Origin of the sequence: Agrobacterium sp. NPDC089420 (assembly GCF_044900305.1) — a bacterium.
Classification (GTDB): Bacteria; Pseudomonadota; Alphaproteobacteria; order Rhizobiales; family Rhizobiaceae; genus Agrobacterium.
The window spans coordinates 322842-349604 of the sequence record NZ_JBJDMY010000005.1 but is presented as its reverse complement, the minus strand read 5'-3'; the positions used below and the strand labels follow the sequence as shown (position 1 = coordinate 349604).

25 protein-coding genes are annotated in these 26763 nt (G+C 61.6%); 6 read left to right on the top strand and 19 right to left on the bottom strand.

Annotation, left to right across the window (positions count from 1 at the left end):
- Nucleotides 1-15: 15 nt before the first annotated feature.
- The 6 genes from ACI2KA_RS10645 to ACI2KA_RS10620 all read right to left on the bottom strand — a co-directional run bounded on the left by ACI2KA_RS10645 (nucleotide 16) and on the right by ACI2KA_RS10620 (nucleotide 7870).
- Nucleotides 16-1308 (bottom strand): diguanylate cyclase, encoded by a 1293-nt coding sequence (locus ACI2KA_RS10645; protein WP_404501776.1) that lies wholly within the window; start codon nucleotides 1306-1308, stop codon nucleotides 16-18.
- 399 nt (nucleotides 1309-1707) lie between these two features.
- The gene (locus ACI2KA_RS10640; RefSeq protein ID WP_404501774.1) at nucleotides 1708-1839 is read right to left on the bottom strand and encodes a hypothetical protein; all 132 of its coding nucleotides are present in this window, start codon (nucleotides 1837-1839) and stop codon (nucleotides 1708-1710) included.
- A gap of 172 nt (nucleotides 1840-2011) precedes the next feature.
- Entirely contained in the window at nucleotides 2012-2881 is an 870-nt protein-coding gene (pssA, locus tag ACI2KA_RS10635; RefSeq protein WP_404501772.1) for a CDP-diacylglycerol--serine O-phosphatidyltransferase, read from the bottom strand.
- A gap of 24 nt (nucleotides 2882-2905) precedes the next feature.
- Nucleotides 2906-3634, bottom strand: coding sequence for a phosphatidylserine decarboxylase (locus tag ACI2KA_RS10630; protein ID WP_404501770.1), 729 nt, complete (start codon nucleotides 3632-3634; stop codon nucleotides 2906-2908).
- Nucleotides 3635-3769: 135 nt separating this feature from the next.
- Entirely contained in the window at nucleotides 3770-5656 is a 1887-nt protein-coding gene (locus tag ACI2KA_RS10625; protein WP_404501768.1) for an ABCB family ABC transporter ATP-binding protein/permease, read from the bottom strand.
- A 198-nt stretch (nucleotides 5657-5854) separates the two neighbouring features.
- Nucleotides 5855-7870: a LysM peptidoglycan-binding domain-containing protein gene (locus tag ACI2KA_RS10620; RefSeq protein WP_404501767.1), complete on the bottom strand. Its 2016-nt coding sequence runs from the start codon at nucleotides 7868-7870 to the stop codon at nucleotides 5855-5857.
- A gap of 156 nt (nucleotides 7871-8026) precedes the next feature.
- Between ACI2KA_RS10620 and ACI2KA_RS10615 the strand changes: the two genes are divergently transcribed.
- On the top strand, nucleotides 8027-8647 hold the full coding sequence (locus ACI2KA_RS10615) for a TIGR00730 family Rossman fold protein (protein ID WP_404501765.1): 621 nt from the start codon (nucleotides 8027-8029) through the stop codon (nucleotides 8645-8647).
- Between the two features lie 190 nt (nucleotides 8648-8837).
- Nucleotides 8838-10595 carry a peptidoglycan D,D-transpeptidase FtsI family protein gene (locus ACI2KA_RS10610; protein WP_404501763.1) on the top strand — a complete coding sequence of 586 codons (1758 nt, stop codon included), beginning with the start codon at nucleotides 8838-8840 and terminating at the stop codon, nucleotides 10593-10595.
- A 52-nt stretch (nucleotides 10596-10647) separates the two neighbouring features.
- Here ACI2KA_RS10610 and rarD read toward each other — a convergent pair whose 3' ends face one another.
- The 13 genes from rarD to alr form a co-directional block, all read right to left on the bottom strand.
- Nucleotides 10648-11556 (bottom strand): EamA family transporter RarD, encoded by a 909-nt coding sequence (gene rarD, locus ACI2KA_RS10605; protein WP_404501761.1) that lies wholly within the window; start codon nucleotides 11554-11556, stop codon nucleotides 10648-10650.
- Nucleotides 11557-11784: 228 nt separating this feature from the next.
- Nucleotides 11785-12741: a prolyl aminopeptidase gene (gene pip / locus ACI2KA_RS10600; protein ID WP_404501759.1), complete on the bottom strand. Its 957-nt coding sequence runs from the start codon at nucleotides 12739-12741 to the stop codon at nucleotides 11785-11787.
- Nucleotides 12738-13223 carry a GFA family protein gene (locus ACI2KA_RS10595; protein ID WP_404501757.1) on the bottom strand — a complete coding sequence of 162 codons (486 nt, stop codon included), beginning with the start codon at nucleotides 13221-13223 and terminating at the stop codon, nucleotides 12738-12740. The genes pip and ACI2KA_RS10595 overlap by 4 nt, the downstream gene beginning before the upstream one ends.
- Nucleotides 13223-13684, bottom strand: coding sequence for a GFA family protein (locus tag ACI2KA_RS10590; protein ID WP_404501755.1), 462 nt, complete (start codon nucleotides 13682-13684; stop codon nucleotides 13223-13225). Before ACI2KA_RS10590 ends, ACI2KA_RS10595 begins: the two co-directional genes overlap by 1 nt.
- Nucleotides 13681-14157, bottom strand: a complete 477-nt coding sequence (locus tag ACI2KA_RS10585) for a GFA family protein (RefSeq protein ID WP_404501753.1) — start codon at nucleotides 14155-14157, stop codon at nucleotides 13681-13683. The genes ACI2KA_RS10590 and ACI2KA_RS10585 overlap by 4 nt, the downstream gene beginning before the upstream one ends.
- Complete coding sequence (locus tag ACI2KA_RS10580; RefSeq protein ID WP_404501751.1) at nucleotides 14154-14522, bottom strand: endonuclease domain-containing protein; 369 nt, start codon at nucleotides 14520-14522, stop codon at nucleotides 14154-14156. The genes ACI2KA_RS10585 and ACI2KA_RS10580 overlap by 4 nt, the downstream gene beginning before the upstream one ends.
- A gap of 257 nt (nucleotides 14523-14779) precedes the next feature.
- Nucleotides 14780-16165 carry a cysteine--tRNA ligase gene (cysS, locus tag ACI2KA_RS10575; RefSeq protein ID WP_404501749.1) on the bottom strand — a complete coding sequence of 462 codons (1386 nt, stop codon included), beginning with the start codon at nucleotides 16163-16165 and terminating at the stop codon, nucleotides 14780-14782.
- Between the two features lie 208 nt (nucleotides 16166-16373).
- Entirely contained in the window at nucleotides 16374-17114 is a 741-nt protein-coding gene (locus ACI2KA_RS10570; protein ID WP_404501747.1) for an SDR family NAD(P)-dependent oxidoreductase, read from the bottom strand.
- A gap of 143 nt (nucleotides 17115-17257) precedes the next feature.
- The gene (gene purF / locus ACI2KA_RS10565) at nucleotides 17258-18766 is read right to left on the bottom strand and encodes an amidophosphoribosyltransferase (RefSeq protein ID WP_404501745.1); all 1509 of its coding nucleotides are present in this window, start codon (nucleotides 18764-18766) and stop codon (nucleotides 17258-17260) included.
- 138 nt (nucleotides 18767-18904) lie between these two features.
- On the bottom strand, nucleotides 18905-19492 hold the full coding sequence (locus ACI2KA_RS10560; RefSeq protein WP_003502039.1) for a CvpA family protein: 588 nt from the start codon (nucleotides 19490-19492) through the stop codon (nucleotides 18905-18907).
- An 89-nt stretch (nucleotides 19493-19581) separates the two neighbouring features.
- On the bottom strand, nucleotides 19582-20988 hold the full coding sequence (gene radA / locus ACI2KA_RS10555) for a DNA repair protein RadA (RefSeq protein ID WP_404501743.1): 1407 nt from the start codon (nucleotides 20986-20988) through the stop codon (nucleotides 19582-19584).
- A gap of 313 nt (nucleotides 20989-21301) precedes the next feature.
- Nucleotides 21302-21571, bottom strand: a complete 270-nt coding sequence (locus ACI2KA_RS10550; RefSeq protein WP_404501741.1) for a type II toxin-antitoxin system ParD family antitoxin — start codon at nucleotides 21569-21571, stop codon at nucleotides 21302-21304.
- A 65-nt stretch (nucleotides 21572-21636) separates the two neighbouring features.
- Nucleotides 21637-22812, bottom strand: coding sequence for an alanine racemase (gene alr, locus ACI2KA_RS10545; RefSeq protein WP_404501739.1), 1176 nt, complete (start codon nucleotides 22810-22812; stop codon nucleotides 21637-21639).
- A gap of 83 nt (nucleotides 22813-22895) precedes the next feature.
- Here alr and ACI2KA_RS10540 point away from each other — a divergent pair, with 83 nt between their 5' ends.
- The 4 genes from ACI2KA_RS10540 to ACI2KA_RS10525 all read left to right on the top strand — a co-directional run bounded on the left by ACI2KA_RS10540 (nucleotide 22896) and on the right by ACI2KA_RS10525 (nucleotide 26721).
- Nucleotides 22896-23753 (top strand): AraC family ligand binding domain-containing protein, encoded by an 858-nt coding sequence (locus tag ACI2KA_RS10540; protein WP_404501914.1) that lies wholly within the window; start codon nucleotides 22896-22898, stop codon nucleotides 23751-23753.
- 91 nt (nucleotides 23754-23844) lie between these two features.
- Nucleotides 23845-24549: an AzlC family ABC transporter permease gene (locus tag ACI2KA_RS10535; RefSeq protein WP_404501738.1), complete on the top strand. Its 705-nt coding sequence runs from the start codon at nucleotides 23845-23847 to the stop codon at nucleotides 24547-24549.
- On the top strand, nucleotides 24546-24848 hold the full coding sequence (locus ACI2KA_RS10530; protein WP_404501736.1) for an AzlD family protein: 303 nt from the start codon (nucleotides 24546-24548) through the stop codon (nucleotides 24846-24848). The genes ACI2KA_RS10535 and ACI2KA_RS10530 overlap by 4 nt, the downstream gene beginning before the upstream one ends.
- A gap of 178 nt (nucleotides 24849-25026) precedes the next feature.
- Nucleotides 25027-26721, top strand: coding sequence for an ABC transporter ATP-binding protein (locus ACI2KA_RS10525; protein WP_404501734.1), 1695 nt, complete (start codon nucleotides 25027-25029; stop codon nucleotides 26719-26721).
- The last annotated feature ends 42 nt before the right edge of the window (nucleotides 26722-26763 follow it).

Here is a 26763-nt window from a genome sequence, read left to right as displayed (position 1 = left end):
ATCTACGGGAAAATCTCAGCCGTTCAGCCCGATCTTCTGCAGCCCTTCCTGGATCATGATGTCGGAATAGACGCGGTTGCGGCCGTTCGCCTTGGCGAGATAGAGCAATTGGTCGGCGGCATTGAGCTGGTTGTCGAAAGGCTCGCCCTTTTCGATTTCCACCACGCCGAGCGAAATCGTCAGCGCCAGGCTGCTGCCGCTCAGCTGGCGGCCGCTCCTTTCCACATGGGCGCGCAGGTTCTCGCAGAATTGATAGGCGGCGTGCGCATCGAGACCGCGCAGGAAAACGGCGAATTCTTCGCCGCCGAGGCGTGCTGGAATATGGCGCTGCTCGTGGCACATCTCATGCAGCAGTTCGGCAAGCTTTTTCAGTGCCCGGTCACCGGCATCGTGGCCGAGCGTATCGTTGATCTTCTTGAAATGGTCGATGTCGAGAATCGCGACGGCGCCGTTCTCGTCATTGTCGTTGATGATATCCATCAGCGCCCGGGTGCGCTCGAAGAAGGAACGGCGGTTCGGCAGGCCGGTCAGATGGTCGCGTTCGGCCAGTTCGCGCAGGCGTTTGAGCTGCTTCAGCGTTTCGATATTATTGTCGATGCGGCACTGCAATTCTTCCGGCACGAAGGGGCGATAGACGAAATCCGATGCGCCGGCCTTCAGGAAGCTTGCCGAAAGCAGCCGGTCCGTGGAGGAGGATATGCCGATCACCCTCAGATCTTCGGACGAGCGGCTGTCGCGGATACGGCGCGTCAACTCATAACCGTCCATATCAGGCATATGATAATCGGTGATGACAAGCTGGATCGACGGGTCCTGTGACAGTATTTCCAATGCCTGTTTGCCGGAATGGGCCTCGCTGACCCGGAAGTTCTGCCGTTCCAGAATTTCCACCAGACCCGAACGGGCCGTCCTGACATCATCGACCACCAGAACGGAGAAAAGCTTGTTGCTCAAGATCCGGTCGACCGTCCTGACCACCGCATCGACGGTGCGATGACCATCCTTGACGATGTAGTCGATGATCTTTTTCTCGGCGTAACGCTTGCGCGCCTCCTCGTCCACCGTGGCGGTGAAAACGATTGCCGGCACCCTGTGCTCGGATAAAAGGGCGAGAATTTCGCCCTTCGGCGCGTCGGGCAGATTGAGGCCCGTCAACGCCAGGGTGAAGTCATGGGCCTGCATGAGGGCGTCCGCCTCGGCCATGCTGTCGCAATGGACGACCTCGGCTTCCGTTTCGTCCGAGAGCCGTGTCTTCAGCAGCATCGAAAGCGCGACGGAATCTTCAATCAGAAGAATCTTATCCTGCATGGCCTTCCCAAGCCCCCCTGGCCTGTCTTCACAATCGTTCCTGAACACCGGATATTCGTCATCCGCATGTCTGCGGATTGGAAGTCGGCTAATGCATTGTTTTGGAAAAGACCGCGAAAAATAGAAAATTCTTTGATATTCACTAGTCTATACGTGCCCGCTCGTACAGGCGTTTCGTAGAGGCCGCGTTTTTTACTTCGTTTTCGTTGCAGCTTCGTTACAAAAATTTCCTGAATTTATGACGGCTGGTGTCCCGCAGTTGCCACGTTACGCACAGACAAAAAAACGGCGCCGGTAAAGGCGCCGCTTATCGCTGTCATCCTGTCGGGAATGTCCGGTCTCCGCCGGGTCCCTGTGGGTGATCCAGATATCGGACACCCCGAAAAAAACCGAATGTTTTCAGGCGGTTTTGGCGGCCGGCTTGCGCTTCAGCATCAGGGCTGCGGCCGCGACGGCCTTCAGTCCGAGCGGGCGGTAGTGGCTGTTGAGGTCGGGCTTCGCCTGCGGCTCCGCCTTCGTCTCGTTCGTCATTTCTCTCTCTCCACAATTCACGCCAAGCGCCTGTGCGAAGCGTGTGAGCCACTTCTTTCGCGGCTAATCTTGACGGATTCGAGGCGAAAAAAACCGAGCCAGCGTTTTGGGATGCGACATTTTGCGCCACATCCGCAGCCCATGTCCCGCGGAGAAAATAACACCTATGGTTTCAAATACCGCGATCGAGGCCGTTGCCGCCATTGGCCTCGTCATGCGCGTCTTCCTCGATGGTCAACGTGCCGTAGCGGCGATGCCACAATCGGGCGCTGATGGGAATGAAGACGAGATAGGCCGCAACCGTCAGGACCAGCACTTCCCAGGTGAAGCTCATCAGCATCGCCACATAGAGCACGACGACGAGGATCATCGGCAGCACCAGATCGCGGCGGATGCGGTTGGCGCCCGATTTTCCGGACCAGATCGGCAGCCGGCTGATGAGGAGATAACCGATCAGCACGGTATAGGCGGCGGCGACATAGGCGAAGGGTTTGCCGGGCTCCACGCCGAGAAAGCCGAGATAGACCGGCAAAAGCACCAGCATCGCACCCATCGGGGCCGGAACGCCGACGAAGAATTCGTTCTGCCAAGGTGCTTTCACCGGCCGTTCGATCATGACGTTGAAGCGCGCTAAACGCATGCCCATGGCAATGACGTAGATGAGGGCGGCGATCCAGCCGATCGAACGCACCTGATCGAGCAGATAGATATAGACCACGAGGGCTGGGGCAACGCCGAAATTGACGATATCGGCAAGCGAATCCATCTGTTCGCCGAATTTGGAGGTCGCCTTCATCATGCGGGCGACGCGGCCGTCGATGCCATCGAGGAAGGCGGCGAGCAGCACCATGCCGACGGCCAGCTCGAAGCGGCCTTCGATGGCGAGGCGCACGCCGCTGAGCCCCGCGCAGATGGCGAGAACAGTGATGAGATTGGGAACCACGAGGCGAAAGGGAATTTCCCTCAGGCGCGGCCCGCGCCCGCCATCGTTGCGGCCCTCATGTTTTCCGTTCTGTTGCGGCTCGGCGATCGGCGTTTCCATGGCGCATGCCTTTCCTGATCGTCATCAGCCGCGGCGGCTGACGACCGGCCCCTTGGCGGAGCCGAATTCGGCCAACACGGTTTCACCGGCAATTGCCGTCTGGCCCACCGAAACCCGCGGCTCGAAGCCGGCCGGCAGGAAGATGTCGAGACGCGACCCGAAACGGATAAGCCCGAAACGCTCACCGGCATCCACCGGCTCGTTCGGCTTCACCCAGCAGACGATGCGGCGCGCGACCATGCCGGCGATCTGCACCACGCCGACCTTGCCATGCGCCGTCTCGATGACGAGGCCGTTGCGCTCGTTGTCTTCGGACGCCTTGTCCACTTCGGCATTGAGGAAGAGGCCGGGGCGGTAAGCGACGTTGACGATGCGGCCACGCACCGGCGCGCGGTTCACATGGCAGTTGAACACGTTCATGAACACCGAGATGCGTACCAGCGGCTCCTTGCCGAGTTCCAGCTCCAGCGGCGGCACGACGCTCTGCACGGCGGAAACCTTGCCGTCGGCCGGGCTGATGATGAGGTCGTCATCCTGCGGGGTGACGCGCTCGGGATCGCGGAAGAAATAGGCGCACCAGGCCGTCAGCACCAGGCCGATCCAGAAAAGCGGTTCGGAGATCCATCCGAGCACCAGCGATGCGACGAAGAAGGCCGCCACGAAGACATAACCTTCCTTGTGGATCGGTACGATGGTGTTGCGAATGGTGTCGAACAGACTCATGAGATTCCTTGCTCCGGTTTGCGTTGTCACGTCTATATGTGGTCGTGATACGACACGATCCACACGGCAATGCGACACATTTTGCCTAGCTGGTTACAGCCAAACGCCCCTCCCGGCAATGGCCCGGTTGTTGTGCCGCCCCAAGTTCCCCGGGGTTTCTGCCCGTCAGTGCGCGGGTTCGCCGCGGTCCACGACGCCGAGATCGTCGGTTTCGCGGACATGGCGCAGCATCTCTTCCGCCCGGATCGCTTCGCGCTGGCGGCTCCACATCGAGGCATAGAGGCCGTTCTGCGCCATCAGCGAGGCGTGCGTGCCCCGCTCTGCGATCAGCCCTTCCTTCAGCACGATGATCTCATCCGCACCGATGACGGTGGAGAGGCGGTGGGCGATGACCAGTGTGGTGCGGTTTTTCGAGACGATATCGAGCGCGCTCTGGATTTCCTGCTCGGTATGCGTATCGAGCGCCGAGGTCGCCTCGTCGAGAATGAGGATGGGCGGTGCCTTGAGGAGGGTGCGGGCAATCGCCACGCGCTGCTTTTCGCCGCCGGAAAGCTTCAGGCCACGCTCGCCGACCATGGTGGCATAACCGTCCGGCAGCTTGCCGATGAAGGCGCTGATCTGCGCCGCATCCGCCGCCGCCTTGAGTTCCCCGTCGGTCGCCGAGGGGCGGCCGTAACGGATATTGTAGGCGAGGGTGTCGTTGAACAGCACCGTATCCTGCGGGACCATGCCGATCACCGAGCGCAGGCTCTGCTGCGTCACGTCGCGGACATCCTGCCCATCGATGGTGATCGCGCCATCCTGAATATCGTAGAAACGATAGAGCAGTCGCGAAATCGTCGATTTTCCCGCACCCGAGGGACCGACGATCGCCACCGTCTTGCCGGCCGGCACGTCAAAGGAAATGCCCTTCAAGATCGGCCTTTCGGGATCGTAGGCGAAATGCACGTCGCGGAACGAGATCGCACCGGGTCCGCCGGCGAGCGGTTTGGCATCCACCCTGTCGGTGACTTCCGCCTCCACTTCCAGAAGCTCGAACATCTGTTCGATATCGGCCAATCCCTGGCGGATTTCGCGATAGACGAAGCCGATGAAGTTGAGCGGCACCGAAAGCTGCAGGAGCAGCGCATTGACGAAGACGAAGTCGCCGATGGTCTGCTCGCCGCGCTGCACGGCAAGCGCCGACATCACCATCATCACCGTGGAGCCGAGGCCGAAGATCACGCCCTGGCCGAAGTTCAGCCAGCCGAGCGACGTCCAGATCGAGATCGCCGATTTTTCGTAACGCTCCATGGCGACGTCGAAACGCCGCGCTTCCATCTCCTCATTGCCGAAATATTTGACGGTCTCGAAATTCAGGAGCGAGTCGATCGCCTTGGTATTGGCGTCGGTATCGCTGTCGTTCATGGCGCGGCGGATGGAGATGCGCCAGTTGCTGGCCCTGACCGTGAACCAGATATAGGCCCAGACGGTGACGACCGTGACCAGAACATAGGAAAAACCGTAGGAGGCCCAGAAGATGATCGCCGTCAGCAGGAATTCGATGAAAGTCGGCGCGGTGTTGAGGATGGTGAAACGGACGATGGTCTCGATGCCCTTGGTGCCGCGCTCGATCACCCGGGAAAGCCCGCCGGTCTTGCGTTCCAGATGGAACCGCAGCGAAAGCCGGTGCATGTGCACGAAGGTCCTGTAGGCGAGCTGGCGCACCGCATGCTGGCCGACGCTGGCAAACAGCGAATCGCGCAGCTGGTTCAGCCCCACCTGGATCAGCCGCGTCAGATTATAGGCGATGACCAGCGCCACCGCGCCGAGCAGGAAGGCGGGAACAAGACCCGCCATGTCCAGCCGGCCGTTCAGCGCATCCGTCGCCCATTTGAAGAAATAGGGAACCGAGATCAGCACCAGCTTGGCGACGATCAGGAACGCCGTGGCCCAGATCACCCGCATTTTAAGATCCGGCCGTCCTTCCGGCCACATATAGGGCCAGAGATTGATCAGCGTCCGGGTTGGATTGCTGGAATCCGCCGAAATGGTTTTTTTCTTCGTGGCCATCATTCACTCCGGGCCGACAGCAGTGCGGCGGCTTTCAGCAAGCCGCCGCATCTTCCTCGGGGGATTTGTCGCGGATCATTCCGCGCGGTCGCCGGAGCACATCCGGTAAAAGCTGAATCGGCAGACGTGCTCTCGGCTCTGTTTTACTGATGTTCCGGCGGTCGAACCGCTGGAAGGCCTGACTGGAGATGCTGAAGGTCAGGAACCGCCCTTCAGCCGCTTGCGGTGCAGTTCCTCCGCATTCGGCAGGGCCTCTTTCGGTACGCCGAAAATCTGGCCCGGTTCGATCAGGTCGGGGTTTTTGATCTGGTCCTCATTGGCGAGGTAGATCGTCGTGTAACGCACGCCCTGCCCATAAACGCGCCGGGAAATCTGCCACAGCGTATCGCCGCGGCGGATGATGACGCTGTTCTCACTCTCGGCGAGCGGCGCCTGTTCGAAGGTCTGCGGACCGGCAGGCGCCTGCGGCGCGGGTGCGGGAGGCGCCGTGATGTGCAGTTCGGCGAGGCGGCTTGCCAGCGAGGCGATGCCCTTGCCGATGGCCGCCACGTCGTTCGGCCATGCCTCGACCGATGTCAGCAGCTGGCGCGCCTTTGCCGTAATGTCGCCGGCAAAGGCGGTAAAGGCGGGCTCGGTGGCGGCCGCGGTGCGGAATTCCGAAAGCGACTTCAGGCCGATCACCACTGCGGAGCGGCCGGCAATGGCCTGATCGAGCGCAGGTGTCGCCTGGTCCTTGTAGAGATTGGACAGGATGCCGAACGCCTTGGCGACGTCGTCGCGCAGCTTTTCGAAAGCGGCGCGGTCGCTCGCCGTGCTCTGGTTTTCGGCCGGCGCTGTTGCGGCAGCGGGCGAGTTGGCCGGCGTCTGCATGGCGACCGTCGCCTGATCGGTCTGCGGCCGCTCGAAGGGAACGCGCACGCGCAGCTTCACCGTGCCGTCGGCATTCAGTTCCTCGACGGTGATGACATGGCTGCCCACGGCCAGATCGACATCGCCTTCGACGACGAAATGACCGGAGGTTTCCGTGACGCTCTTGCCGATTTCCCTGTCATCGACGAGCGCGCGCACCGTCGAGCCGGCTGGCGCGGAACCTGCGACGAAAATCTTCGTTCCTTCGAATTCGACGGCGGTGACCTGAACGCTCGAGGTGAGCGGCGCGCCGACGGCCGCACCGGCGGCAGCCGGAGCCGCCGCGCCGGCAAGCGGCGCGGACGCGGTGTTGGCTTCGGCAGTTGCCGCAGGCTGCTGCGATGGCGCGGCTTGCGGCTGAAGAGCCGGCGGTGCCGCCTCCGGCATCGCCAGCACGCGGCTTGCCTTGCCGGGCTTTGAAACCATGGCGAGAAGCTCGCCCGTCTTGCCCTGCGGCACGGAAACGGTCGCCACTTCCTCGGATTGCGTCGCCTTGCCGTTGGCGTCGGTCGAACGTAACACCAGCTCATGGTCGCCGGGCGGCAGGGGATTGTCGAAGACGGCGGCGAAATCGCCGCTTCCATCGATGTTCGTCTGGGCGACCACCTTGCCGTTGCTCAGAATTTCAAGCTTGGCGCCCGGCTGCGCCTTGCCGGCGATCACGGCGGAGCCGTCCGGCTCGACGCGCAGTACGTCGAAGGTCGGCGCGCCGGACGTGGCCTGCGCGGCGTCAGCGCCCGCCGGTGCGGCAGCGGGTTCCACAGGCTTTGGCGCGCCGTCATCGGTCCCGGCGAAGACACCCGCCAGACGGCGGACCTGTGCGGCGGCGGCGGCGGCGTTTTCAGGCAGGCCGCGCAGGAAGGCCGTGGCGCGTTCGGCGGCGGCGCGTGCCGTGGTGATCAGCCGCGACGTCGTTTCGTCCAGCGTCTCGGGAATTTCGATATTGGTCAGTTCCTTGAGCGAAGCTTCCACCTTCTTGCGGGTGGCGGCGAAATCGGCGTCGGACGGAACCTTGTTGTCGGCGAAGAGCGTGGCGAGATCCTTGATCGACTGCGTCGCCGACGCCGCCAGTCGTCCGACCTTGTCGGCGATATTGGCGGTTTCCTCGGCGGCGTCGGACAGGATGTCGCCCGCCTTGTCGCCGCCCATCTCGACGCTGTTCTTCACGGCGTTGCCCGCTTCGTTGATGGCGTCGCCGATCGGTTTGCCGTCATTGGAAATCCTCGGCAGGACGAAAAAGATCATGAGCAGGGAAGCAATCCCCAGCACGATCAGCGCCAGCAAACCGGCCTTGTTGTTTTTCATCCTGGAATCTCCGGGTATTTCAAGCTTTTCACACGAGTTGAGATTGCTAGCGTCTTACCTTGCGCCAGACAAGCGGCGTGACGGCAAAAGGCCATATTTGCAAGGGATTTCCCAAATTTTCTTGACGTGCCGCAGCGCACATAGTTCCTTCCCCTCATGACGGACAAAAATACAGCGATTCGATCCATCTGCGTTTATTGCGGCTCCCAGCCCGGACGAGACCCGGCCCATATGGAAGCAGGCCGCGCGCTTGGCAAATCCATTGCCGAAAACGGCATTCGCCTCGTCTATGGCGGCGGCACCAAGGGCATCATGGGCGCGGTTGCCAGCGGTGTTCTTTCCAATGGCGGCGAAGTGACCGGCATCATACCGGAATTTCTGGTCGATATGGAGGCAACCCGCCATTCTCTCGGACAATTGAACGAGCTTGTCGTCACCAAGGACATGCATGAGCGCAAACATATGATGTTCGAACGCTCGGATGCCTTCGTGACCCTGCCGGGCGGTGTCGGCACGCTGGAGGAGATCGTCGAGATCATGACCTGGGCGCAGCTCGGCCGCCATGCCAAGCCCATGGTCTTCGCCAATATCAACGGCTTCTGGAACCCGATGCTGGAGCTGGTGCAGCATATGCGCGACCAGGGTTTCATCCACCGCGCCCATCTGTTGAACCCGCTGGTGATCGATGAGGTGAAGGACATCGTCCCCGCCATCCTCGACAGGGCGCTGGCGCAGCAGAACCCCGAAGGCGATCCCTCGGTGATTTCCCGCCTCTAGACCCGGGATGAATCTTAATGACCCGTCCTGCGGTTCGTTACGATTTTAAATGTATATTAATACAGATTTAACGGCGGCTTCGTTCCGACCGCTCTTTTCATGGCCCTGCGACTGATCCTGTGCCAGCCTCAACAAGGCGTTGGCTGTCGCGGAATTTATTTCGCCGCCATGAGAGTGGGTGCATCAGGAAATGATAGCTTTTGTGGTGCGGCTTAAAAGCCGAGCGCATTTCATTATTCGGAGAAGCCCGCTGCGGGGCAGGGAGGCCGTTCTCGGTTCCGCCGCCCGCCGCCGGGTGGATGCTCGCATGCGGGTCGGGATCGTGATCGTCGTCTTCGCCGTCATCTATGCCGTCGTGGCGGCGCGCCTCGTCCAGTACGGCCTTGCCGCCCCGGTGGCGACGGCATGGATCAACACAGGCAACGCCGTCGCGTCGCGCCCGGATATTGTCGACCGCAACGGCACATTGCTGGCCACCGATCTCAACATGGTGTCGCTTTATGCGGATCCGCGCCGGGTGGTCGATCCGGATGAGGTGGTGGAGAAGCTCGCAACCGTCATACCCAATCTCGACTGGCGCGAAACGCACCGCAGATTGCGCTCGGATAGCGGTTTCCAGTGGCTGCGGCGCCAGCTGACACCCCGTCAGCAGGCGGAGATTCTCAATCTCGGCATACCGGGCATCGGCTTCCGTCCGGAAAAACGGCGGTTTTATCCGGGCGGCCCGACCGCCTCGCATATTATCGGCCATGTTAATGTCGACAATCAGGGGCTTGCCGGCATGGAGCGTTATCTCGACCAGCAGGGGCTGGCCGATCTGCGCGCCGTGGGTCTTGCCAGCGGCGCGCCGCTGGAACCGGTGCGGCTCTCGATCGATCTGCGGGTGCAGAACATCGTCCGTGACGTCGTCGTGACGGCGAAGACGGAATATCAGGCCGAAGCGGCCGGTTCCGTGATCCTCGATGTGGAGACGGGCGAGGTCCTCGCCATGGCCTCCGTGCCGGATTACGATCCCAACGAGCCGTCCCGCCTGCTTGCCGATGGCAGCATCGACAGGGATTACGAAAAAGGCTGGTTCAACCGCATGAGCAACGCCACCTTCGAGATGGGCTCCACCTTCAAGAGCTTCACGCTTGCCATGGGGCTGGATGCGGGCGCGATTACGCTCGGTTCGGTGGTGGATGCGTCGCGGCCGATCCGCATGGGCGGCTTCACCATCAAGGATTTCAGGGGCCGGAACCGGCCGCTCTCGATCCCCGAGGTGTTTCAATATTCATCGAATATCGGCACGGCGGCGGTGGCCGACAAGGTCGGTGTCGAAGGCCACCGGCAATTCCTGACGAAACTGGGGCTGCTGACCAGGATGGAGACGGAAATGCCGGGCGTGGCCACGCCCACCCAGCCCAGGGCCTGGAAGAAGATCAATTCCGTCACCATCTCCTTCGGGCACGGCGTCGCCACCACGCCGTTGCAGACGGCGGTGGCAGCCGCAGCCCTCATCAATGGCGGCAACCTGATTGCGCCGACCTTCCTGCCACGCTCGAAGGCGGCGGCGGCGGCGCTGTCACGCAGCGTCATCGCCCAGAAGACGAGCGCCGACATGCGCTATCTCTTCAACTGGAACGGCATCAAGGGCTCCGGCCGAGGCGCGCAGGTGGAGGGTTTTCATGTGGGCGGCAAGACGGGAACCGCCGACAAGGTCATCAATGGCCGCTACGCCAAGAATATCAATTTCAATGCCTTCGTGGCCGGCTTTCCGATGCACAAGCCGAGATATGTCGTGCTGACGGTGATCGACGCCCCGATGACGGGCGTGAACGGCGGACGCACGGCGGCCTCCACCGCCGCGCCGATGACGCGTGACATCATCGCCCGGACGGCGGGTCTGCTCGGCGTCAAGCCGCGTTTCGGCTACGACGCAAGCCCGCAATTGCTGGTGGATTATTGACCCCGCCTGTCCCCATTCCTGCATTTGGCACAGGCATGGGGAAGGAGCCGGATTACCGCTTGAGCCGCATCAGGCTTGAGCCGGTATAGATCGCCAGCGCCACCCAGATCATCGCAAAAGCCACCATCCGCACCATGTCGAAGGGTTCCTTGAAGATGAAGATGGCGATGAGGAAGATCATCGTCGGCGCGATATATTGCATGATGCCGATGGTCGACAGCCGCAGCAGTTTCGCGCCATTGCCGTAGAGGATGAGGGGAACGGCGGTGATCACGCCGCTTGCAGCCAGAAGCCAGGTATCGGCGGAATTGCCGCCCATGAAATGCGCCTGCCCGCTGACGGCGAGCCAGATCATGACCAGCACGGCGGGGATGGACAGGAGCATGACTTCCAGCAGGAAGCCCTGCGTCGCACCGATCGGCAATGTCTTGCGGAAGAAGGCGTAAAAGCCCCAGGAGACGGTGAGCGCGATGGAGACCCATGGCAGGCTGCCGGCATGCCAGGTGAGAATGGCCACCGCCAGCGCCACGAGGCTGATGGCGGCGATCTGCGCCGGGTAGAGTTTTTCCTTCAGCAGCACGGCCCCGAGGAAGATGCTGAACAGCGGATTGATGAAATAGCCGAGTGCGGCGTCAAGTGCGCGGCCGGCGCCGATCGACCAGATATAGACGCCCCAGTTGATGCTGATGAGGGCGGCGGTGAGGCTCGCCATGGCCAGCATCTTCGGGGTCTTGAGCGCCGTGCGGATTTCCGCCGTGCGTCCGAGCGCGATCAGCACGACCGCCGCGATCGGCACCGACCAGATGACGCGGTGCACGATGACTTCGATTGGCGAAATATGCGCAACCGCCTTCATGTAGAAGGGAAGAAAGCCCCACAGCAGATAAGCGGAAAGCGCGAAAGCAAAACCGCGCGCGCTGTCGCCGCCCTCTTGGGCCGGGAGCGTTTTGTCGAGTGCCATGGGAGTACCGCCAATTGTTGGGATAGGTCCTTCATAGCGGATCGGCTTGACGGGAGCCAATTCATTTCCGTGAAGGGTTCATGAGAAAAACTGCATGAATAAAGGGCGTTTTGCCCGCAAAACGGGCTTCGGTCGTGACCGGCAGGGGATTCACGCAGGCAGGTCCAGCGTGAATCCCGGTTTGAATCATTGTCTCATCCGGCCTCTGCAACCGGTTGAACGGACTGGTTATTTCCCCGCAAAACGATCATTTGCGCGGATCAGCTGGTCAAGAATGCCGGGCTCGCTCATCGCGTGTCCGGCCGCCTCTATGATGTGGAAATCCGCCTTCGGCCAGGCCTTGGCCAGCTGCCAGGCATATTTCAGCGGGCAGGGCATGTCGTAACGCCCGTGCACGATGACGCCCGGAATATCTTTCAGCCTGTCGGCATCGCGCAGCAATTGGCCCTCTTCCAGCCAGCCGCCATTGACGAAAAAGTGGTTTTCGATACGCGCGAAGGCGATGGCATATTTATCCTCGCCAAAATCCTCGACACGTTCGGGATCGGTAACGAGCGCGATGGTCGCACCTTCCCACTGGCTCCATGCCTTGGCGCATTCGAGCTTCTTTGCCTCGTCGGTGCCGGTAAGATAGCGGTTATAGGCCTGCATCATCTCGCCGCGTTCGGCTTGCGGGATAGGCGCGATGAAATTTTCCCAGCGGTCGGGATACATTTCGGAAACGCCGAACTGGTAATACCAGTCCAGCTCCGGCCTAGTGACGGTGTAGATGCCGCGCAGGACCAGCTCGCTGACGCGGTCCGGATGGGTCTCGGCATAGGCGAGCGCCAGCGTCGAACCCCAGGAGCCGCCGAAAACCAGCCATTTTTCAAAACCGCAGAGCACACGCAGCCTTTCGATGTCGGCAACCAGATGCCAGGTGGTGTTGGCTTCCAGCTCCGCATGCGGCGTGGAGCGGCCGCAGCCGCGCTGATCGAATAGGACGACATCGTAAAGCGCGGGATCGAAAACCCGGCGATGCGTGGGATTGACGCCGCCGCCCGGACCGCCATGCAGGAAAACCGCCGGTTTCGCACCGCGCGTGCCCACCCGTTCCCAATAGATCGTGTGGCTGTCGCCGACATCGAGCATACCGGTCTCGAAAGGTTCGATCTCGGGGTAGAAGCCGCGTCGTTCTTCAGTCATGTGTCGCTATCCTCTGCTGGCCAGTCTGCCGTGTCGTGGTCCGGATGCTGCCGGTTGTTCACCGGTGCCGGCGCATCAGCCGTTGCAGGTTCCGGCTCCGCCGGCAAGCCGTCAAGCTCCGCGAACCAGTGCATCTTGCCGGCAAGATTGGATTGTGCCTCGGGCTTTATCCGCTGCGGCTCGTCCAGCGAACCGAGGGTAATGTTGATGAAATCGGCCCCCGGCATGTCGTAGAAGAGCGGTGTGCCGCAACGGCCGCAGAAACCGCGGCGCACATGGTCGGACGAGTGGAACCAGGATGGCGCGCCACGGGTCATTTCGAAGAGGTCCGGACTGCTTGCCGCCAGCGGCATGAAATAATTGCCCGACGCCTTCTGGCACATGCGGCAATGGCACAGGTGCGGATAACGCAACCCGCCTTTGACCCGGTAACGCACCGCGCCGCACTGGCATCCGCCGGAAAAGCCCGTCAGCCCGCCCATCAGCGCTGTTCTTCCGGCGGCCAGGCTTGCGTATCGTGGTCCGGGTGCTGATAGGAGGTGATGTCCGCCTCGTCGACGCCCTGTTCCACTGCCGGTTTGGCAAACAGCTGCTCGATCCATGGCAAACGCTTGTGGACATTGACCTGCACCTGCGGTTCCACCCGCTCCGGCTCATCGAAGGCGCCGATGGCGATCTCCACGCCGCCGGGATAATGATAGGTCAAAGGCGTGCCGCACTTGTTGCAGAAACCGCGATGGATTTTTGCCGAGGAGCGGAAGAGGGACGGCTGGCCGCGTGTCCAGGCCAGATGCGCCTGATCGGCGCTGACCAGCGCGCCGAAGAAATTGCCGAAATGTTTCTGGCACATGCGGCAATGGCATATCGAAGCACGGCCGAGCTTGCCCGCGTGAAAACGCACGGCGCCGCACTGGCAGCCGCCGGAAAAGCCCGCTTCGCTCATGATCTGTTCTCCGGTGGCCAATTTTCGGTATCGTGATCGGGATGCTGATAGGAGACGAGGCCGACAAGATAGTCCGCCTGCGTCAGGTCGTCTTCGGTGGGAACGGCGGGCAGCGCGTGCAGACTGTCGACGAAATCGATCTTGCGCTCCACACCCCACTGGATTGTCGGCGGCAAGGCGGCGGGATCGTCGAAAGCACCGGCTGCCACGGCGACGCCGTCCGGCGCCTCATAGGTCAGCGGCGTGCCGCATTCGGGGCAAAAACCGCGTTTGACGACACTGGAGGACTGGAAACGTTTCGGCTCACCGCGAGTCCATTCGAATTCGACGCCGCGCACTGACACCAATGGCGCATAATAAGCCCCGAAAGCCTTCTGGCACATGCGGCAATGACAGATCGAACTGTCGTTGAGATCGCCGGTCGCCCGAAAACGGATCGCGCCGCACTGGCATCCGCCGGTATGGGTGGTCATGGTTGGTTCTCCTTTACCGTTCGGATGATGTGGAGACAGACATTGTCGATGTCCTTCAGGATATCGTCGTTCCAGAAACGGAGGACGGTCCAGCCACGTTCCTCAAACGTCCGTGTTCTCTGCTGGTCATAGGCTGCGGCAAGGTCCTCCGCGTGCTGAAACCCATCTAGCTCGACGATGATCTTATGCGAGGGACAGGCGAAATCAACGATATATCCGGCGACCGGCAGCTGGCGTCTGAAAGCCAAACCTTCGAGGCGATGAGCACGGACGGCGTTCCAGAGCTTCAGCTCTGCGTCGGTCATAGTCTTTCGCATCTGTCGGGCATATTCCCGATGTTTCAGCTCGACCTTGGCATGGGGCATTGAGATGCTCGCGGCTTGAAGGGGTGCTGCGAGATTGGAATATGGTGTGGGTGAAAGCAAGGGCCTGTCGTGTTGCTTTACCCCCCTCTGCCCTGCCGGGCATCTCCCCCTCAAGGGGGGAGATCGGCAAGACGCTCTGCCTTACTCCACTCTCAAGCTTCGAGATGGGCGAGGCCTCGCCGCAGATCGATCTCCCCCCTTGAGGGGGAGATGCCCGGCAGGGCAGAGGGGGGTAAGCCTCTAGCCGCGACGGTAAATTACCGCTTCAACTCCCACGTCGTCGTCCGCTCCCCGGTCTCCTTGTCCTTGCCGTCCTTGAGTTGAATGCCCTTGTCGGAAAGCTCGTCACGCAGCCGATCGGCCTCCGCAAAGTTCTTTGCCTTCAGCATTTCCAGACGCAGCTGCACCAGCGCATCGACGGCTGAAACGATGGCCTCGTCCACTTCCGCTTTCTTCGGCAAAACACCGAGCAATGCGGCGCTGGCGGCGAAAGCAGGCAGCCTGGATGGGTCGACATTGGCGGCGTGCGCCAGCGCGTGCAGCGCCTGCACGGCGGCAACCGTGTTGAGATCGTCGGCAAGCGCCTCGAGCACGGTTTCGTCCGGTGCGGCATCGGAGACGTCCGCCGCCGGCCATTTGGCAAGCAGGCGTTCGGCCTCTCCCAGGCGCTTCACCGAAAAGTCGATCGGCTCGCGGTAATGCGTCATCAGCATGGCAAGGCGCAGCACCTCGCCCGGCCATTTTCGGCCGCCGAATTTTTCGGTGTGCAGCAATTCGTAGATGGTCACGAAGTTGCCTTCGGACTTCGACATCTTGCGGCCCTCCACCTGCACGAAACCGTTATGCATCCACACATTGGCCATGACATGCGTGCCGTGGGCGCAGCGGGACTGGGCGATTTCGTTTTCGTGATGGGGGAAGATGAGGTCCAGCCCGCCGCCGTGAATGTCGAAGACCTCGCCGAGATACCGGCCGGACATGGCCGAACATTCGATATGCCAGCCGGGACGGCCGCGGCCCCAGGGGCTCTCCCAGCCGGGTTCATTATGGGAGGAGAGTTTCCACAGCACGAAGTCGCCGGGGTTCTTCTTGTGGGCATCCACCGCCACGCGCGCGCCCGCCTGCTGCTCGTCCAGCGGCCGCTTGGAAAGCTGGCCGTAATCCGCCATCGAGCGGGTGTCGAACAGCACCTCGCCGCCGGCCGCATAGGCATGGCCGCGGGCAATCAGCTTTTCGATGATGTCGATCATCTGGGCGATATTATCGGTGGCGCGCGGCTCGATGGTCGGCTCCAGGCAGCCGAGTGCCGCAACATCCTCATGGAACTGGTTGGCGGTCTTTTCCGTCACCGCATGAATGGCGTCGTTGAGCGGCAGATGCGGATAGTCCCGCAGCGCCCGCGCATTGATCTTGTCATCGACATCGGTGATGTTGCGGGCATAGGTCACATGGTCCTGACCATGGACATGACGCAGCAGCCGGAAGAGAACATCGAAAACGATGACCGGGCGCGCATTGCCGATATGGGCGAAATCGTAAACGGTGGGGCCGCAGACATACATGCGCACATTGTCGGGGTCGATCGGCGCAAATTCCGCCTTTTCGCGGGTCAGCGTATTGTGAAGTTTCAGGCGCAAGGACATGCGGCAGTTCCCTAAAGGCAGTCAATTGTCCTGACCGGACCGTTTGTCTGTTGGACCTTGCGGGAGACGAAAACGATCTGGCCGGTGGTAAACCAGCAAAAATTATTTCAGCAGCAGGTGCAGATCGTCGTTTTCATGACTTGCGTTATGGCGCGCCGGCCTATCGCGGTCAAGCATTCTCTCAAGCCGCGAAAGGGTCGCGCCAAGCTTATTCCGGCTGGCGGTAGTCCACGAAGCGTTTTTCCCGAACGACAAAGAGCTTGCCCGTTTCGGTCAGCTCGGGCGAGGCGAGGGGAAGGATGGCGGCGGCGACTTCGGATGGATGCGGCACGGTGTCCGGATCTTCGCCCGGCATGGCCTGTGCGCGCATCGCCGTGCGTGTCGCACCGGGATTGATGCTGTTGACCCGAAGCGCGCTCTTCTGCGTCTCCGCAGCCCATGTACGGGCCAGCGCTTCCACGGCGGCCTTGGAGGTGGAATAGACACCCCAGAAGGGGCGACAGCTATGGGCGGCACCGGAAGACAGGATCAGTGCGCGGCCGGCGTCGGATTTCAACAGCAGCGGCTCGACCGAGCGGATCAGGCGCCAGGTGGCGGTGACGTTGATGGTCATGACCCTTTCGAAGACCTTCGCTTCGATATGGCCGACCGGCGAGATCACGCCGAGAACGCCGGCATTGGCGACGAGAATATCGAGCTTGCCCCAGCGCTCGAAGATATTCGCGCCCAGCGCATCGATGGCCTTCATGTCGGAGAGATCGAAGGGGACCAGGGTGGCCGTGCCGCCGACGGCCTTGATGGCGTCGTCCAGCTCCTCGAGGCCGCCCACCGTGCGGGCACAGGCGATGACATGCGCGCCGGCCCTGGCGAGTTCCAGCGCCGTGAAATAGCCGATGCCGCGCGATGCGCCGGTGACGAGAGCGATGCGGCCCTTGAGATTGATGGTCATGGTCTCCCCCGAAGTAACTGTGCCTCTTTATGAAGCGGCGGCGGCCGGCTGCAAGCGATTAAATCGACGCAGGCGCGGGTCTGAACAAAAGGCAAGAAAAAAGCGGCCACCGGAAGCCGGATGGCCGCTTTGTGTAAGGCCGATCAGCCGTTGCTGGCCAGCATGGAAATCTTGCTGCCCATCGCCTCGCCATTCTTGTCGAGAAGGCGGGTCGGATAGTCGCCGGTGAAATAGTGGTCCGTGAACTGCGGGCGCGCCGGATTGCGGTTTTCGCCGCCCACCGCACGGTAAAGCCCGTCTATCGACAGGAAGGCCAGCGAATCGGCGCCGATATATTTCGCCATCGCCTCGACATCGGCATATTGGTTGGCGAGCAGCTTGTCGGCGTCGGGCGTGTCGATGCCATAGAAGTCCGGATGGAAGATCATCGGGCTCGCAACGCGGATATGCACTTCCTTGGCGCCGGCCTCGCGGATCATCTGCACGATCTTGACCGAGGTCGTGCCGCGCACGATGGAATCATCCACCAGCACCACGCGCTTGCCTTCTATCATCGCCCGGTTGGCGGAATGCTTGAGCTTGACGCCGAAAGCACGAATCTGCTGCGTCGGCTCGATGAAGGTGCGGCCGACATAATGGTTGCGGATGATGCCGTATTCGAAGGGAATGCCGCTTTCCTGGGCAAAACCGAGTGCTGCCGGCGTGCCGCCATCGGGAACCGGCACAACGACGTCGGCTTCGAGCGGTGCTTCCCTGGCAAGGTTCATGCCCATGTTCTTGCGTGTCGTATAGACGTTGCGGCCGCCGACGACGGAATCGGGACGGGCGAAATAGACATATTCGAACAGGCAAAGACGCTCCGGCTGCGGCTTCGAGGGCTTCCGCGCATCGATGGTGATCGAACCGTCCGGCTGGATTTCGCAGATGATGACCTCGCCGTTTTCCACGTCGCGCACGAATTTCGCGCCGATGATGTCGAGAGCGCAGGTTTCCGAACAGAAGATCGGCTTGCCGTCCAGCTCGCCCATGACCAGCGGGCGGATGCCGATGGGATCACGGGCGGCGATCAGCTTGGTGCGCGTCATCGCCAGCATCGAATAACCGCCTTCCATCTGGCGGATGGCGTCGATGAAGCGGTCGGCGGTGGAAGAATGGCGCGAGCGGGCGATGAGGTGGAGAACGACTTCGGTATCCGACGTCGACTGACAGATGGCGCCGGTGGCGATGATCTGTCGGCGCAGCGTCAGCCCGTTGGTGAAGTTGCCGTTATGGGCAATGGAAATGCCGCCTTCTTCCAGCTCGGCAAACAGCGGCTGCACGTTGCGCATCGCCACTTCGCCGGTGGTGGAATAACGGGTGTGGCCAATAGCGATGGAGCCGGGCAGGCGGGCAAGGGTCGCCGGATCGGTATAATGATCGCCGACGAGGCCCATATGGCGTTCCTGATGGAAGCGCTTGCCGTCGAAGGAGACGATGCCGGCTGCTTCCTGGCCGCGATGCTGAAGCGCATGCAGGCCGAGAGCCGTCAGCGCCGAGGCGTCGGCGTGGCCGAGAATGCCGAAAACGCCGCATTCCTCATGCAGCGTGTCGCCGTCGATCTCTTCCTTGAACGTGGCCCCTGGGAACGGGGAATGCGAAAGCGGCTCAATCATCCAGCTTGCCCTTGCTCTCTAACGAGAAAAAAGAAAGACCTCTCCGGTGAGTATCTCTCCCGGTCGGTCCGTCTGTGTCGTGCTTGATATTTAGCACAAATAGCGCGCCTTGCATGCATTGCAAGGCGCACCCTCGTGTCAATTATTCGTTGCCGGCGGATTTGTCGCCGGCACATCTTCCGCAGGCGCCTGCGTCGTTGTCGGTTCCTGTGGTTTTCCAAGGATACGGGCGCGGATCTGCGGCTCGATATCGTCAGGCAGAACCGCTTCCAGCTTGCCCACCAGCCCGTCGAGGAAAGGCTTGGACTTGGCCTGCGTCACCCATTCCGGCTGGGTCTTCACATCCACCAGCCAGTTCCAGAAGGCGACCGCGACGACGAGCAGCAGGATGCCGCGCGCCGCGCCGAACAGGAAACCGAGCGTGCGATCCAGCGCGCCGATGCGGCTGTCGATGATGAAATCGGCAATGCGCGAGGTGATGAAGGAAATCACGATCAGCGAGACGAGGAAAACGACGCCTGCCGAACCGGCAATGGCGATCTTGTCGTCATCGGTATAGTTGCGCGCATAGGGTAGCAGGACCGGATAGAGATAATAGGCGGCGGCGACCGAACCGGCCCAGCTCGCGATCGACAGGATTTCGCGGGAAAAGCCGCGTACCATCGCGAGAATGGCGGAGAAAAGAACAACGGCGATGACGATGCCGTCGAAAATTGTAATGGGCATATACCAACTCCGGAGGTGCGACGCCTTGTCAGACGCTGCCTTGCCAATTTTGCGATCCTCTTACACCACTGTTTCCCTTGGCGAAAGGATCAATATTCGTCGTCCTCAACCTGTTTGAACCGGTTGCCGGAGCCGGCGATGCGGGCCACGAGGTCCGGAAGGCTTTCGATTTCCGTCCAGCGACCCTTGCCGCCCTTGGGCAATTCAGCCGAAGCAGAAGGCAGAAGTGCGGCGGAAAAGCCGAGTTTTTCAGCTTCTTTCAATCGCTGGCCCGTGTGCGAGACCGGCCGCACCGCGCCCGACAGGCTGATTTCGCCGAAATAGACGCAATCGGCGGGCAGGGCAAGGCCGGCAAGCGAGGAAACCAGCGCAGAGGCAATCGCCATGTCCGCCGCGGGTTCGGAAATGCGGTATCCGCCGGCGACATTGAGATAGACGTCGTGCTGGCCGAGCTTCACGCCGCAATGGGCCTCCAGCACGGCCAGAATCATGGCGAGGCGCGAGCTGTCCCAGCCGACCACGGCGCGGCGCGGTGTACCGAGCGAGGTGGGCGCGACAAGCGCCTGCACTTCGACGAGCACGGGACGCGTGCCCTCGATGCCGGCAAAAACCGCAGCCCCGGGGGATTTTTCGTTGCGCTCGCCGAGAAACAGTTCGGACGGGTTTGACACTTCCCGCAGGCCGCGATCCGACATTTCGAACACGCCGATCTCATCCGTCGGACCGAAGCGATTCTTGACGGTGCGCAGGATGCGGTGGTGATGGCCGCGGTCGCCTTCGAAATAGAGGACGGCATCGACCATGTGCTCGACCACGCGCGGACCGGCAATCTGGCCTTCCTTGGTGACGTGTCCGACCAGCACCATGGTCGCGCCCGTCTGCTTGGCGAAACGGATCATCGCCTGCACGCCGGTGCGCACCTGCGTCACCGTGCCGGGGGCGGAATCGGCCGTGTCGCTCCACAGCGTCTGGATGGAATCGATGATGACGAGATCGGGCCGTTTGCCCTCGGAGATCGTCGCCAGAATGTCCTCGACATTGGTTTCGGCGGCGAGCAGCACATCGGTTTCCGCCGCCCCGAGACGCTGGGCGCGCAGACGCACCTGCGCCACCGCCTCTTCGCCCGAGACATAGATGATGCGATGCCCGCGCCGGGAGAGGGCGGCGGCCGCCTGCATCAGCAGGGTCGACTTGCCGATGCCCGGATCGCCGCCGATCAGAACCGCCGAACCGCGCACGAAACCGCCACCGGTCGCCCGGTCGAGCTCGCTGATACCGGTCGGAATACGCGGGGCCTCCTCGATCTCACCGGAAAGCGAGGTCAGTGTAACCGGACGGCCCTTCTTCGGTGTCTTGCCCGGCCCGGAGCCGATGCCGCCCATCGGATCCTCTTCGACGATGGTATTCCACTCGCCGCAGCCTTCGCATTTTCCCGCCCAGCGGGTGTGAACCGTGCCGCAGTTCTGGCACACGAATTGGGTCTTGGCTTTGGCCATCTATGTCAGTTTTCTTCTTGTTTGAAATCGTCGGCGGAGATGTCTTGGTGGCCGTGCAGCACGCGCAGGACGGTGAGCTCGCTTTCGTCGACGCGAAAGAAAACGACGCGCTCCCGATAGGCAATACTGCGAAGCCCGGCTGCATAACCGCTTCTCTGAGACGCCGGACAAACCGAGTGCCGCTATCGATTCGATTTTGCTGAAAATATCGAGAACGAGGCGATCAGCAGCAACGGGATTTTCGGTCTCGATGTAAGCATGGTCTTCGGCAAGATCGCGCCTTGCCCGCGTGGTCCAGATAGGGGTCCGGATTTTAATGATCGGTCCCCGTTTTCTGCTGCGCGGAAACGCGTTTGATATCGCTCAGAAAGTCATCTTGAGAGGCGTAGCGGTGAACCCGTCCTGCCTCTGCGTCGTCAATGCCCTCCTGTATCAGCAATTTGAGCGCGGCTCTCTTGCCCTCGTCACTGCTCAGCAATTGCAGGCTTGCATGAATAACGGCATCCGCATCGCTGTAGATACCCGCTGCAACCTGCTCCTCGATGAACTTCTCGTCCTGCTCGCTCAAATGGATTTCGGGCATTTCGATCTCCTTTTGTTCTCTTTTAGCACAGGTCGCGTCGGCTTTCCAAGTGCTAAAGGCGCGCCTCAGTCGTCGGCCATCAGATATTGCCGCTCGTAGCGCAGGCCGAGCCCCGTCAGCATTTCGTAACCGATGGTGCCGGCGGCCCGGGCCGTCTCGTCGACCGGCACGTTGGGGCCAAAAAGCTCGATATAGTCGCCGGCACGGATGGCATTGGCCGGAACATCCGTCACGTCAAAAATGGTGAGGTCCATGGTCACGCGGCCGGCTACCGGCACCTTATGGCCGTTGACCACGCCATAGGCGCCGCCATGGCCCATTTCACGCAGCGGAATGCCGGAGCCGGAAAGCGAACGCTGGTATCCATCCGCGTAACCGACGGCTGCGATGGCAAGCCGGCTCGCGCGCTTCAGCAGGAAGGTGCCGCCATAACTCACGGTCTGGCCTTCGCCCGCCTCGCGAATCTGGATGATCCGCGCCTCGGCCTTCGCGACCGGCCGCATCGGATTGGCGACATCATTGACCGCTTCGCCGCCGTAAAGGGCGATGCCGGGTCGGGTGAGGTCGAAATGATAGTCGGAACCCAGAAAGATACCGGCGGAAGCCGAAAGGCTTGATTCGATACCTTCGAAAGCGGCGCTAACTTTGCGGAATGATTCGAGCTGGGCCTTGTTCATCGGTGAGGAGGGCGTATCGCCGCAGGCAAGATGCGACAGCACCAGAACCGGGTCGAAGCTTGCCGGCCGTGTCACGTCGTCGGCCAGAAACAGGGCGTCGTCGAGCGGCAGCCCGAGGCGATTGAAACCGGTGTCCACATGCAGCGCGCAGGGGTGGTCGCCGCGCTCGGCCACCGTCGCCATCCAGAAGGACAGCTGCTCCTCCGACGCCAGCACCGGCACCAGATCATTGTCGAAGACCTGCCGTTCCTGCCCCTGCCAGATGCCGGAAAGCACGAAGATGCGCGCTTCGGGAGCATAGGAACGCAGTGTCGTGCCCTCGGCGACCGTCGCCACGAAGAAATCCCGTGCACCGGCATGATAGAGGGTGGCGCCGCAATCCTCGATGCCGAGGCCGTAAGCATCGGCCTTGACGACAGCCGCTGTCCGCGCCTTGCCGGACCGCGTCTTCATATCCCGCCAATTGTCGGCCAGCGCGCCGAGATCGACCGTCAGCCTCAACGGTGCGTGCTCGAAGGCGTCGGTTTCTGTTTCGGCGAAAGTCTCTTCGAAGTCGTCTGTCATGCCATGCGTCCGGTTGATGGGAACTGCCGAAGCCTAGCACTTTTGTTCAAGACGGTAAGGACGGAATGCTTTAAATGCGCTCTATGCACAATGTTTCGCAGGAACAGGCCATAGATGTCATGCCCATTGCCGCGACGGAAACCACGCGTTTCTGGCGTGACGGGCGTTTCGGCGGCATGGAATGCCTGAGCGCGACGTTTCTCACCCATGAATATTCGCCGCATGCGCATGATACCTTCTCGATCGGCGCGATCGAAAGCGGCTCGCAGATTTCCACCATTCAGGGCACCACGGAACAGACGGGGCCGGGGCATCTCTACCTCATCAATCCGGACGAGATCCATGATGGCGCGCCGGGCGGCGGCGGTTATCGTTACCGGATGATCTATCCGGACACGGCGCTGCTGCGCGAGATTATCGAGGATGTGACGGGCAGGGCCTTTCACGGCACGCCGTCCTTCCCGAAGTTTCTGCCGCGCGATCCGCAGATGGCTACCGCATTTCAGACGGCGCACCGGCGGCTGGAGGCGAAATCCGGTGCGCTGGAAGCGGATGAAGGCATGTTTTCGGTTCTCGCCGCCCTGTTCGGCCGGCACGGCAGCGCCATCATCCTGCCCGTCGAAACCCGTGAAAGAACGGCGGTTCACGCCGCCCGGGACTATCTTCACGAGCATTACGAAACCGATGTCGGCCTTGAGGAGCTGGCCGCCATCGCCGGTCTCAGCCGCGCGCATCTCATCCGCGCCTTTCGCAAGGAATTCCATATCACGCCGCACGCCTATCTGACGGATGTGCGCATCCGCAGGGCGCGGAGCCTTCTGCGCGCCGGTGAGACGCCGGCCGAGGTGGCGGCGCTGTGCGGTTTTGCCGATCAGGCGCATTTCACCCGGCATTTCAAGGCGCGTACCGGCATAACGCCGGGGCAGTTCCGGGCGGCGTGATTCCGCGCACCTTTCCTTCTCGACGTCACTTTCGTTCAAGACCGGACGGCACTCCCGGGCGTAATCGCTTTCGTCTGAAAGGGAGAATGCGATGTCCATATCGGAAAGACGTGCCGAATTCACCGCGGGGCTGAGGGCGGCCGCCCCATTGCTGGTCGCCATGGTGCCGATCGGCGTGGTGTTCGGCGCGGTTGCCGTTGGCAAGGGCCTGTCGCCGCTGGAAGCCTCGCTGATGTCGCTCCTGGTCTTTGCCGGCGGCTCGCAATTCGTTGCCATGGATCTCTGGACCCATCCGGCCAGCTGGAGCGCGCTCGGCTTTGCCGCTCTGCTGGTCAATCTGCGTCATGTGCTGATGAGCGCCTCCATTGCCGGCAAGCTCGATGACTTCAGAGGCTGGCGCAGATATGCGGCCATGCTGGTGCTGACGGATGAATCCTGGGCATTGTCGGAATTTCGCGTCATCGCCGGCAGGTTGACGGCGGCCTTCTTCACCGGCGCGGCGCTGTCGATCTATCTCGTCTGGAACCTTGCAACCCTTGCCGGCGCGCTGCTCGGTTCGGTGGTGGGGGATATGTCGGTGATCGGTCTCGACTTCGCCTTTCCCGCCGTCTTCATCGTGCTGCTGATGGGCTTCTGGAAAGGCAGGGAAACCGGCTCCGTGCTGCTGGCAAGCGCGTCCGCCGCCTATCTCACCCACGCGCTGGTTCCCGGCGCCTGGTACATTGCCGCCGGCGCTCTAGCGGGGCTTGCCGTCGCCGCCTTCGGCCATGGTGAGCAGGCGGAGCAACCGGCATGACGCTTGATCCGAATACCTTGCTGACGATCCTCGCCATGATGGCGGCAACCTTCGCCACCCGGCTTGGGGGCCTGCTGCTGGTCAGTCATTTCACCCTGACGCCGCGCCTGAAAAAGGCGCTTGGCGTGGTTCCTCCCGCCGTCCTGATGGCCGTGGTCACCCCGACGGCGCTCGCCAGCGGAATGGCGGAAACCATCGCCTGCGCCATCACCGCCGTCGCGGCGCTGCGCCTCAGCCTTCTTCCGGCCGCCACGTTCGGTGTCGCGGCCGTGGCGCTGCTGCGCGGAATCGGATTGTGAGGCAATGCTGTCAAAGCGTTGAAAAGATTCCGCGTCGGGAACAGGACAGGGCACGAATTCATTCCATCCGGAATATCGAATGTGAACGGACGACGATAAACCGGACTTGAGCGCGCGCTTCCAGGCCGTTATCCAGTGCCTGCCGTATCTTTCAAGCAGCGCCGGGCGGGAGAGAGTGATGACAGGCAATCGCAAAGTTGCATTCGGACCGCTTTCCCGAATCTATGCCGAAGACCTGAAGACGTCATGGCCGTCCATTACCTTTCTGCTGCTGACGATCCTGCTCGGGTCTGTGCTCGCCACCGCCGGTCCTTATGTGTTTTCCCGCCTGATCGACGATCTGCCGGACGCGCCGCTGCAGTGGATGCTCGGTTTTTCGCTCTATGCGGGCCTGACGGCACTGGCGACGGGTATTCAGCGCTCCACGCAATATATGTCGGTCATCCATTCGGAACGGCTCGAATATGTCGCGACGACGCGCTTCTTCGAGCGCATCGTCCATAAACATCCGTCGTTCTTCAGCGATCATAATCCGGCGGAGATCCAGGCCGCGCAGACGCGGGGCGCCTCGGCCGCCTCGGCGATCATGCAGATCGGCCTGATCTATTTCGTACCGGGCATCGCCACGTTCTTGTTCAGCACCCTGTTGCTGGGAACGGTTCTCAGTACGGATCTTGTCGCCATCGTCATTCTGTATGGCGTGGCCTTCATCGCGCTTACGCTCGCCTCGAACCGCCTGACCACACCCTTTCTGGAAAAGGCCATCGAAGCCGGGCAGGAGAATGCCGGTTTTATCGGCAATGCCATCGGCATGATCGAGCCTCTACGGCACACCGGCAGCACGGCGTGGATGAAGCGCCGGTTCGCGGACAATGCCGGGTCGATCTATCGGAACTGGCGGCTTTATTCCCTGCGGCGGATCGGCTTTGTCTTCACCATCTCGCTTGCACTCGCCGTGCAGATGGTGATCGGCTTTTATCTGCTTTTGCCGCGCTATGAGGCGGGAAATCTCTCGATAGGCGATATCGTTCTCTTCAACACGCTTCTGCTTCAGCTCAACATGCCTTTTGAACTGATCGGCCAATCGATCAGCGAGGCGGTCCGATCCTTCGCCCAATTCGCGCCCTATGCCCGCAGGTGGAATGCGCCGGCAGAGGAGGAGCCGCCACATGCTGGCCCGCTGCAGCTGTCGGGCAAGGCGATAGAGTTTGATCAGGTGGGTTTTCGTTACGAAAACGGTCGCGGCGTCGAAGGTGTTTCTTTCACCGCTGCGCCGGGACGTCTGACCTTCATCACCGGCGAGACCGGTGCGGGAAAATCGACACTCTTCCGGCTTCTGCAGAAAACCATGGCGCCGCAATCCGGCCGCATCACCGTCGATGGCACCGATCTGACCGCCATCGGCCGGGACGACTGGTTTGCCGTTGCCGGTATCGTTCCGCAGGAGGTGCAATTGCTGAACGACACGTTGCGCAGCAATATCGTGCTTGGGCGGGCGTTGGATGAGGAAAAACTACGCCGCTCGACCGAGCGCGCCGCCATACTCGACCGGATAGAGGCGATGCCGGAGGGGTTCGATACGATTGTCGGCGAAAGGGGGCTGAAGCTTTCCGGCGGCGAGCGTCAGCGGGTTGCGATTGCCCGTGCGCTTTATGGCGAACCGTCCATTCTGCTGCTCGATGAGGCAAGCTCGGCGCTGGACGAGGAGACGGAGCGGGAAATCATGGATCAGTTAAGACGGGTCGACAGCGATATCGCCATCATCGCCATTACCCACCGCCAGAGCAGCATCCGCACAGGCGATCAGGTCGTCGCTTTACCGGGCAGGGCACCGGATGAATCGGGTTCTGAGGCGTCAGTGCCAAGCCATTGAAATGATTCCGCCCCATCCTGAAACCGGATGGGGCGGTGTTCT

Coding starts and splice junctions, on each gene's coding strand:
- ACI2KA_RS10525 (WP_404501734.1), top strand. CDS start 25,027: ATGACAGGCAATCGCAAAGTTGCATTCGGACCGCTTTCCCGAATCTAT.
- ACI2KA_RS10580 (WP_404501751.1), bottom strand. CDS start 14,522: ATGCCCCATGCCAAGGTCGAGCTGAAACATCGGGAATATGCCCGACAG.
- ACI2KA_RS10620 (WP_404501767.1), bottom strand. CDS start 7,870: ATGAAAAACAACAAGGCCGGTTTGCTGGCGCTGATCGTGCTGGGGATT.
- ACI2KA_RS10615 (WP_404501765.1), top strand. CDS start 8,027: ATGACGGACAAAAATACAGCGATTCGATCCATCTGCGTTTATTGCGGC.
- ACI2KA_RS10640 (WP_404501774.1), bottom strand. CDS start 1,839: ATGACGAACGAGACGAAGGCGGAGCCGCAGGCGAAGCCCGACCTCAAC.
- ACI2KA_RS10625 (WP_404501768.1), bottom strand. CDS start 5,656: ATGGCCACGAAGAAAAAAACCATTTCGGCGGATTCCAGCAATCCAACC.
- ACI2KA_RS10645 (WP_404501776.1), bottom strand. CDS start 1,308: ATGCAGGATAAGATTCTTCTGATTGAAGATTCCGTCGCGCTTTCGATG.
- ACI2KA_RS10535 (WP_404501738.1), top strand. CDS start 23,845: ATGTCCATATCGGAAAGACGTGCCGAATTCACCGCGGGGCTGAGGGCG.
- ACI2KA_RS10595 (WP_404501757.1), bottom strand. CDS start 13,223: ATGGGCGGGCTGACGGGCTTTTCCGGCGGATGCCAGTGCGGCGCGGTG.
- rarD (WP_404501761.1), bottom strand. CDS start 11,556: ATGGCACTCGACAAAACGCTCCCGGCCCAAGAGGGCGGCGACAGCGCG.
- purF (WP_404501745.1), bottom strand. CDS start 18,766: ATGATTGAGCCGCTTTCGCATTCCCCGTTCCCAGGGGCCACGTTCAAG.
- ACI2KA_RS10550 (WP_404501741.1), bottom strand. CDS start 21,571: ATGCCCGAAATCCATTTGAGCGAGCAGGACGAGAAGTTCATCGAGGAG.
- ACI2KA_RS10610 (WP_404501763.1), top strand. CDS start 8,838: ATGATAGCTTTTGTGGTGCGGCTTAAAAGCCGAGCGCATTTCATTATT.
- pssA (WP_404501772.1), bottom strand. CDS start 2,881: ATGGAAACGCCGATCGCCGAGCCGCAACAGAACGGAAAACATGAGGGC.
- ACI2KA_RS10585 (WP_404501753.1), bottom strand. CDS start 14,157: ATGACCACCCATACCGGCGGATGCCAGTGCGGCGCGATCCGTTTTCGG.
- cysS (WP_404501749.1), bottom strand. CDS start 16,165: ATGTCCTTGCGCCTGAAACTTCACAATACGCTGACCCGCGAAAAGGCG.
- pip (WP_404501759.1), bottom strand. CDS start 12,741: ATGACTGAAGAACGACGCGGCTTCTACCCCGAGATCGAACCTTTCGAG.
- ACI2KA_RS10590 (WP_404501755.1), bottom strand. CDS start 13,684: ATGAGCGAAGCGGGCTTTTCCGGCGGCTGCCAGTGCGGCGCCGTGCGT.
- alr (WP_404501739.1), bottom strand. CDS start 22,812: ATGACAGACGACTTCGAAGAGACTTTCGCCGAAACAGAAACCGACGCC.
- ACI2KA_RS10540 (WP_404501914.1), top strand. CDS start 22,896: ATGCACAATGTTTCGCAGGAACAGGCCATAGATGTCATGCCCATTGCC.
- ACI2KA_RS10570 (WP_404501747.1), bottom strand. CDS start 17,114: ATGACCATCAATCTCAAGGGCCGCATCGCTCTCGTCACCGGCGCATCG.
- ACI2KA_RS10530 (WP_404501736.1), top strand. CDS start 24,546: ATGACGCTTGATCCGAATACCTTGCTGACGATCCTCGCCATGATGGCG.
- ACI2KA_RS10560 (WP_003502039.1), bottom strand. CDS start 19,492: ATGCCCATTACAATTTTCGACGGCATCGTCATCGCCGTTGTTCTTTTC.
- radA (WP_404501743.1), bottom strand. CDS start 20,988: ATGGCCAAAGCCAAGACCCAATTCGTGTGCCAGAACTGCGGCACGGTT.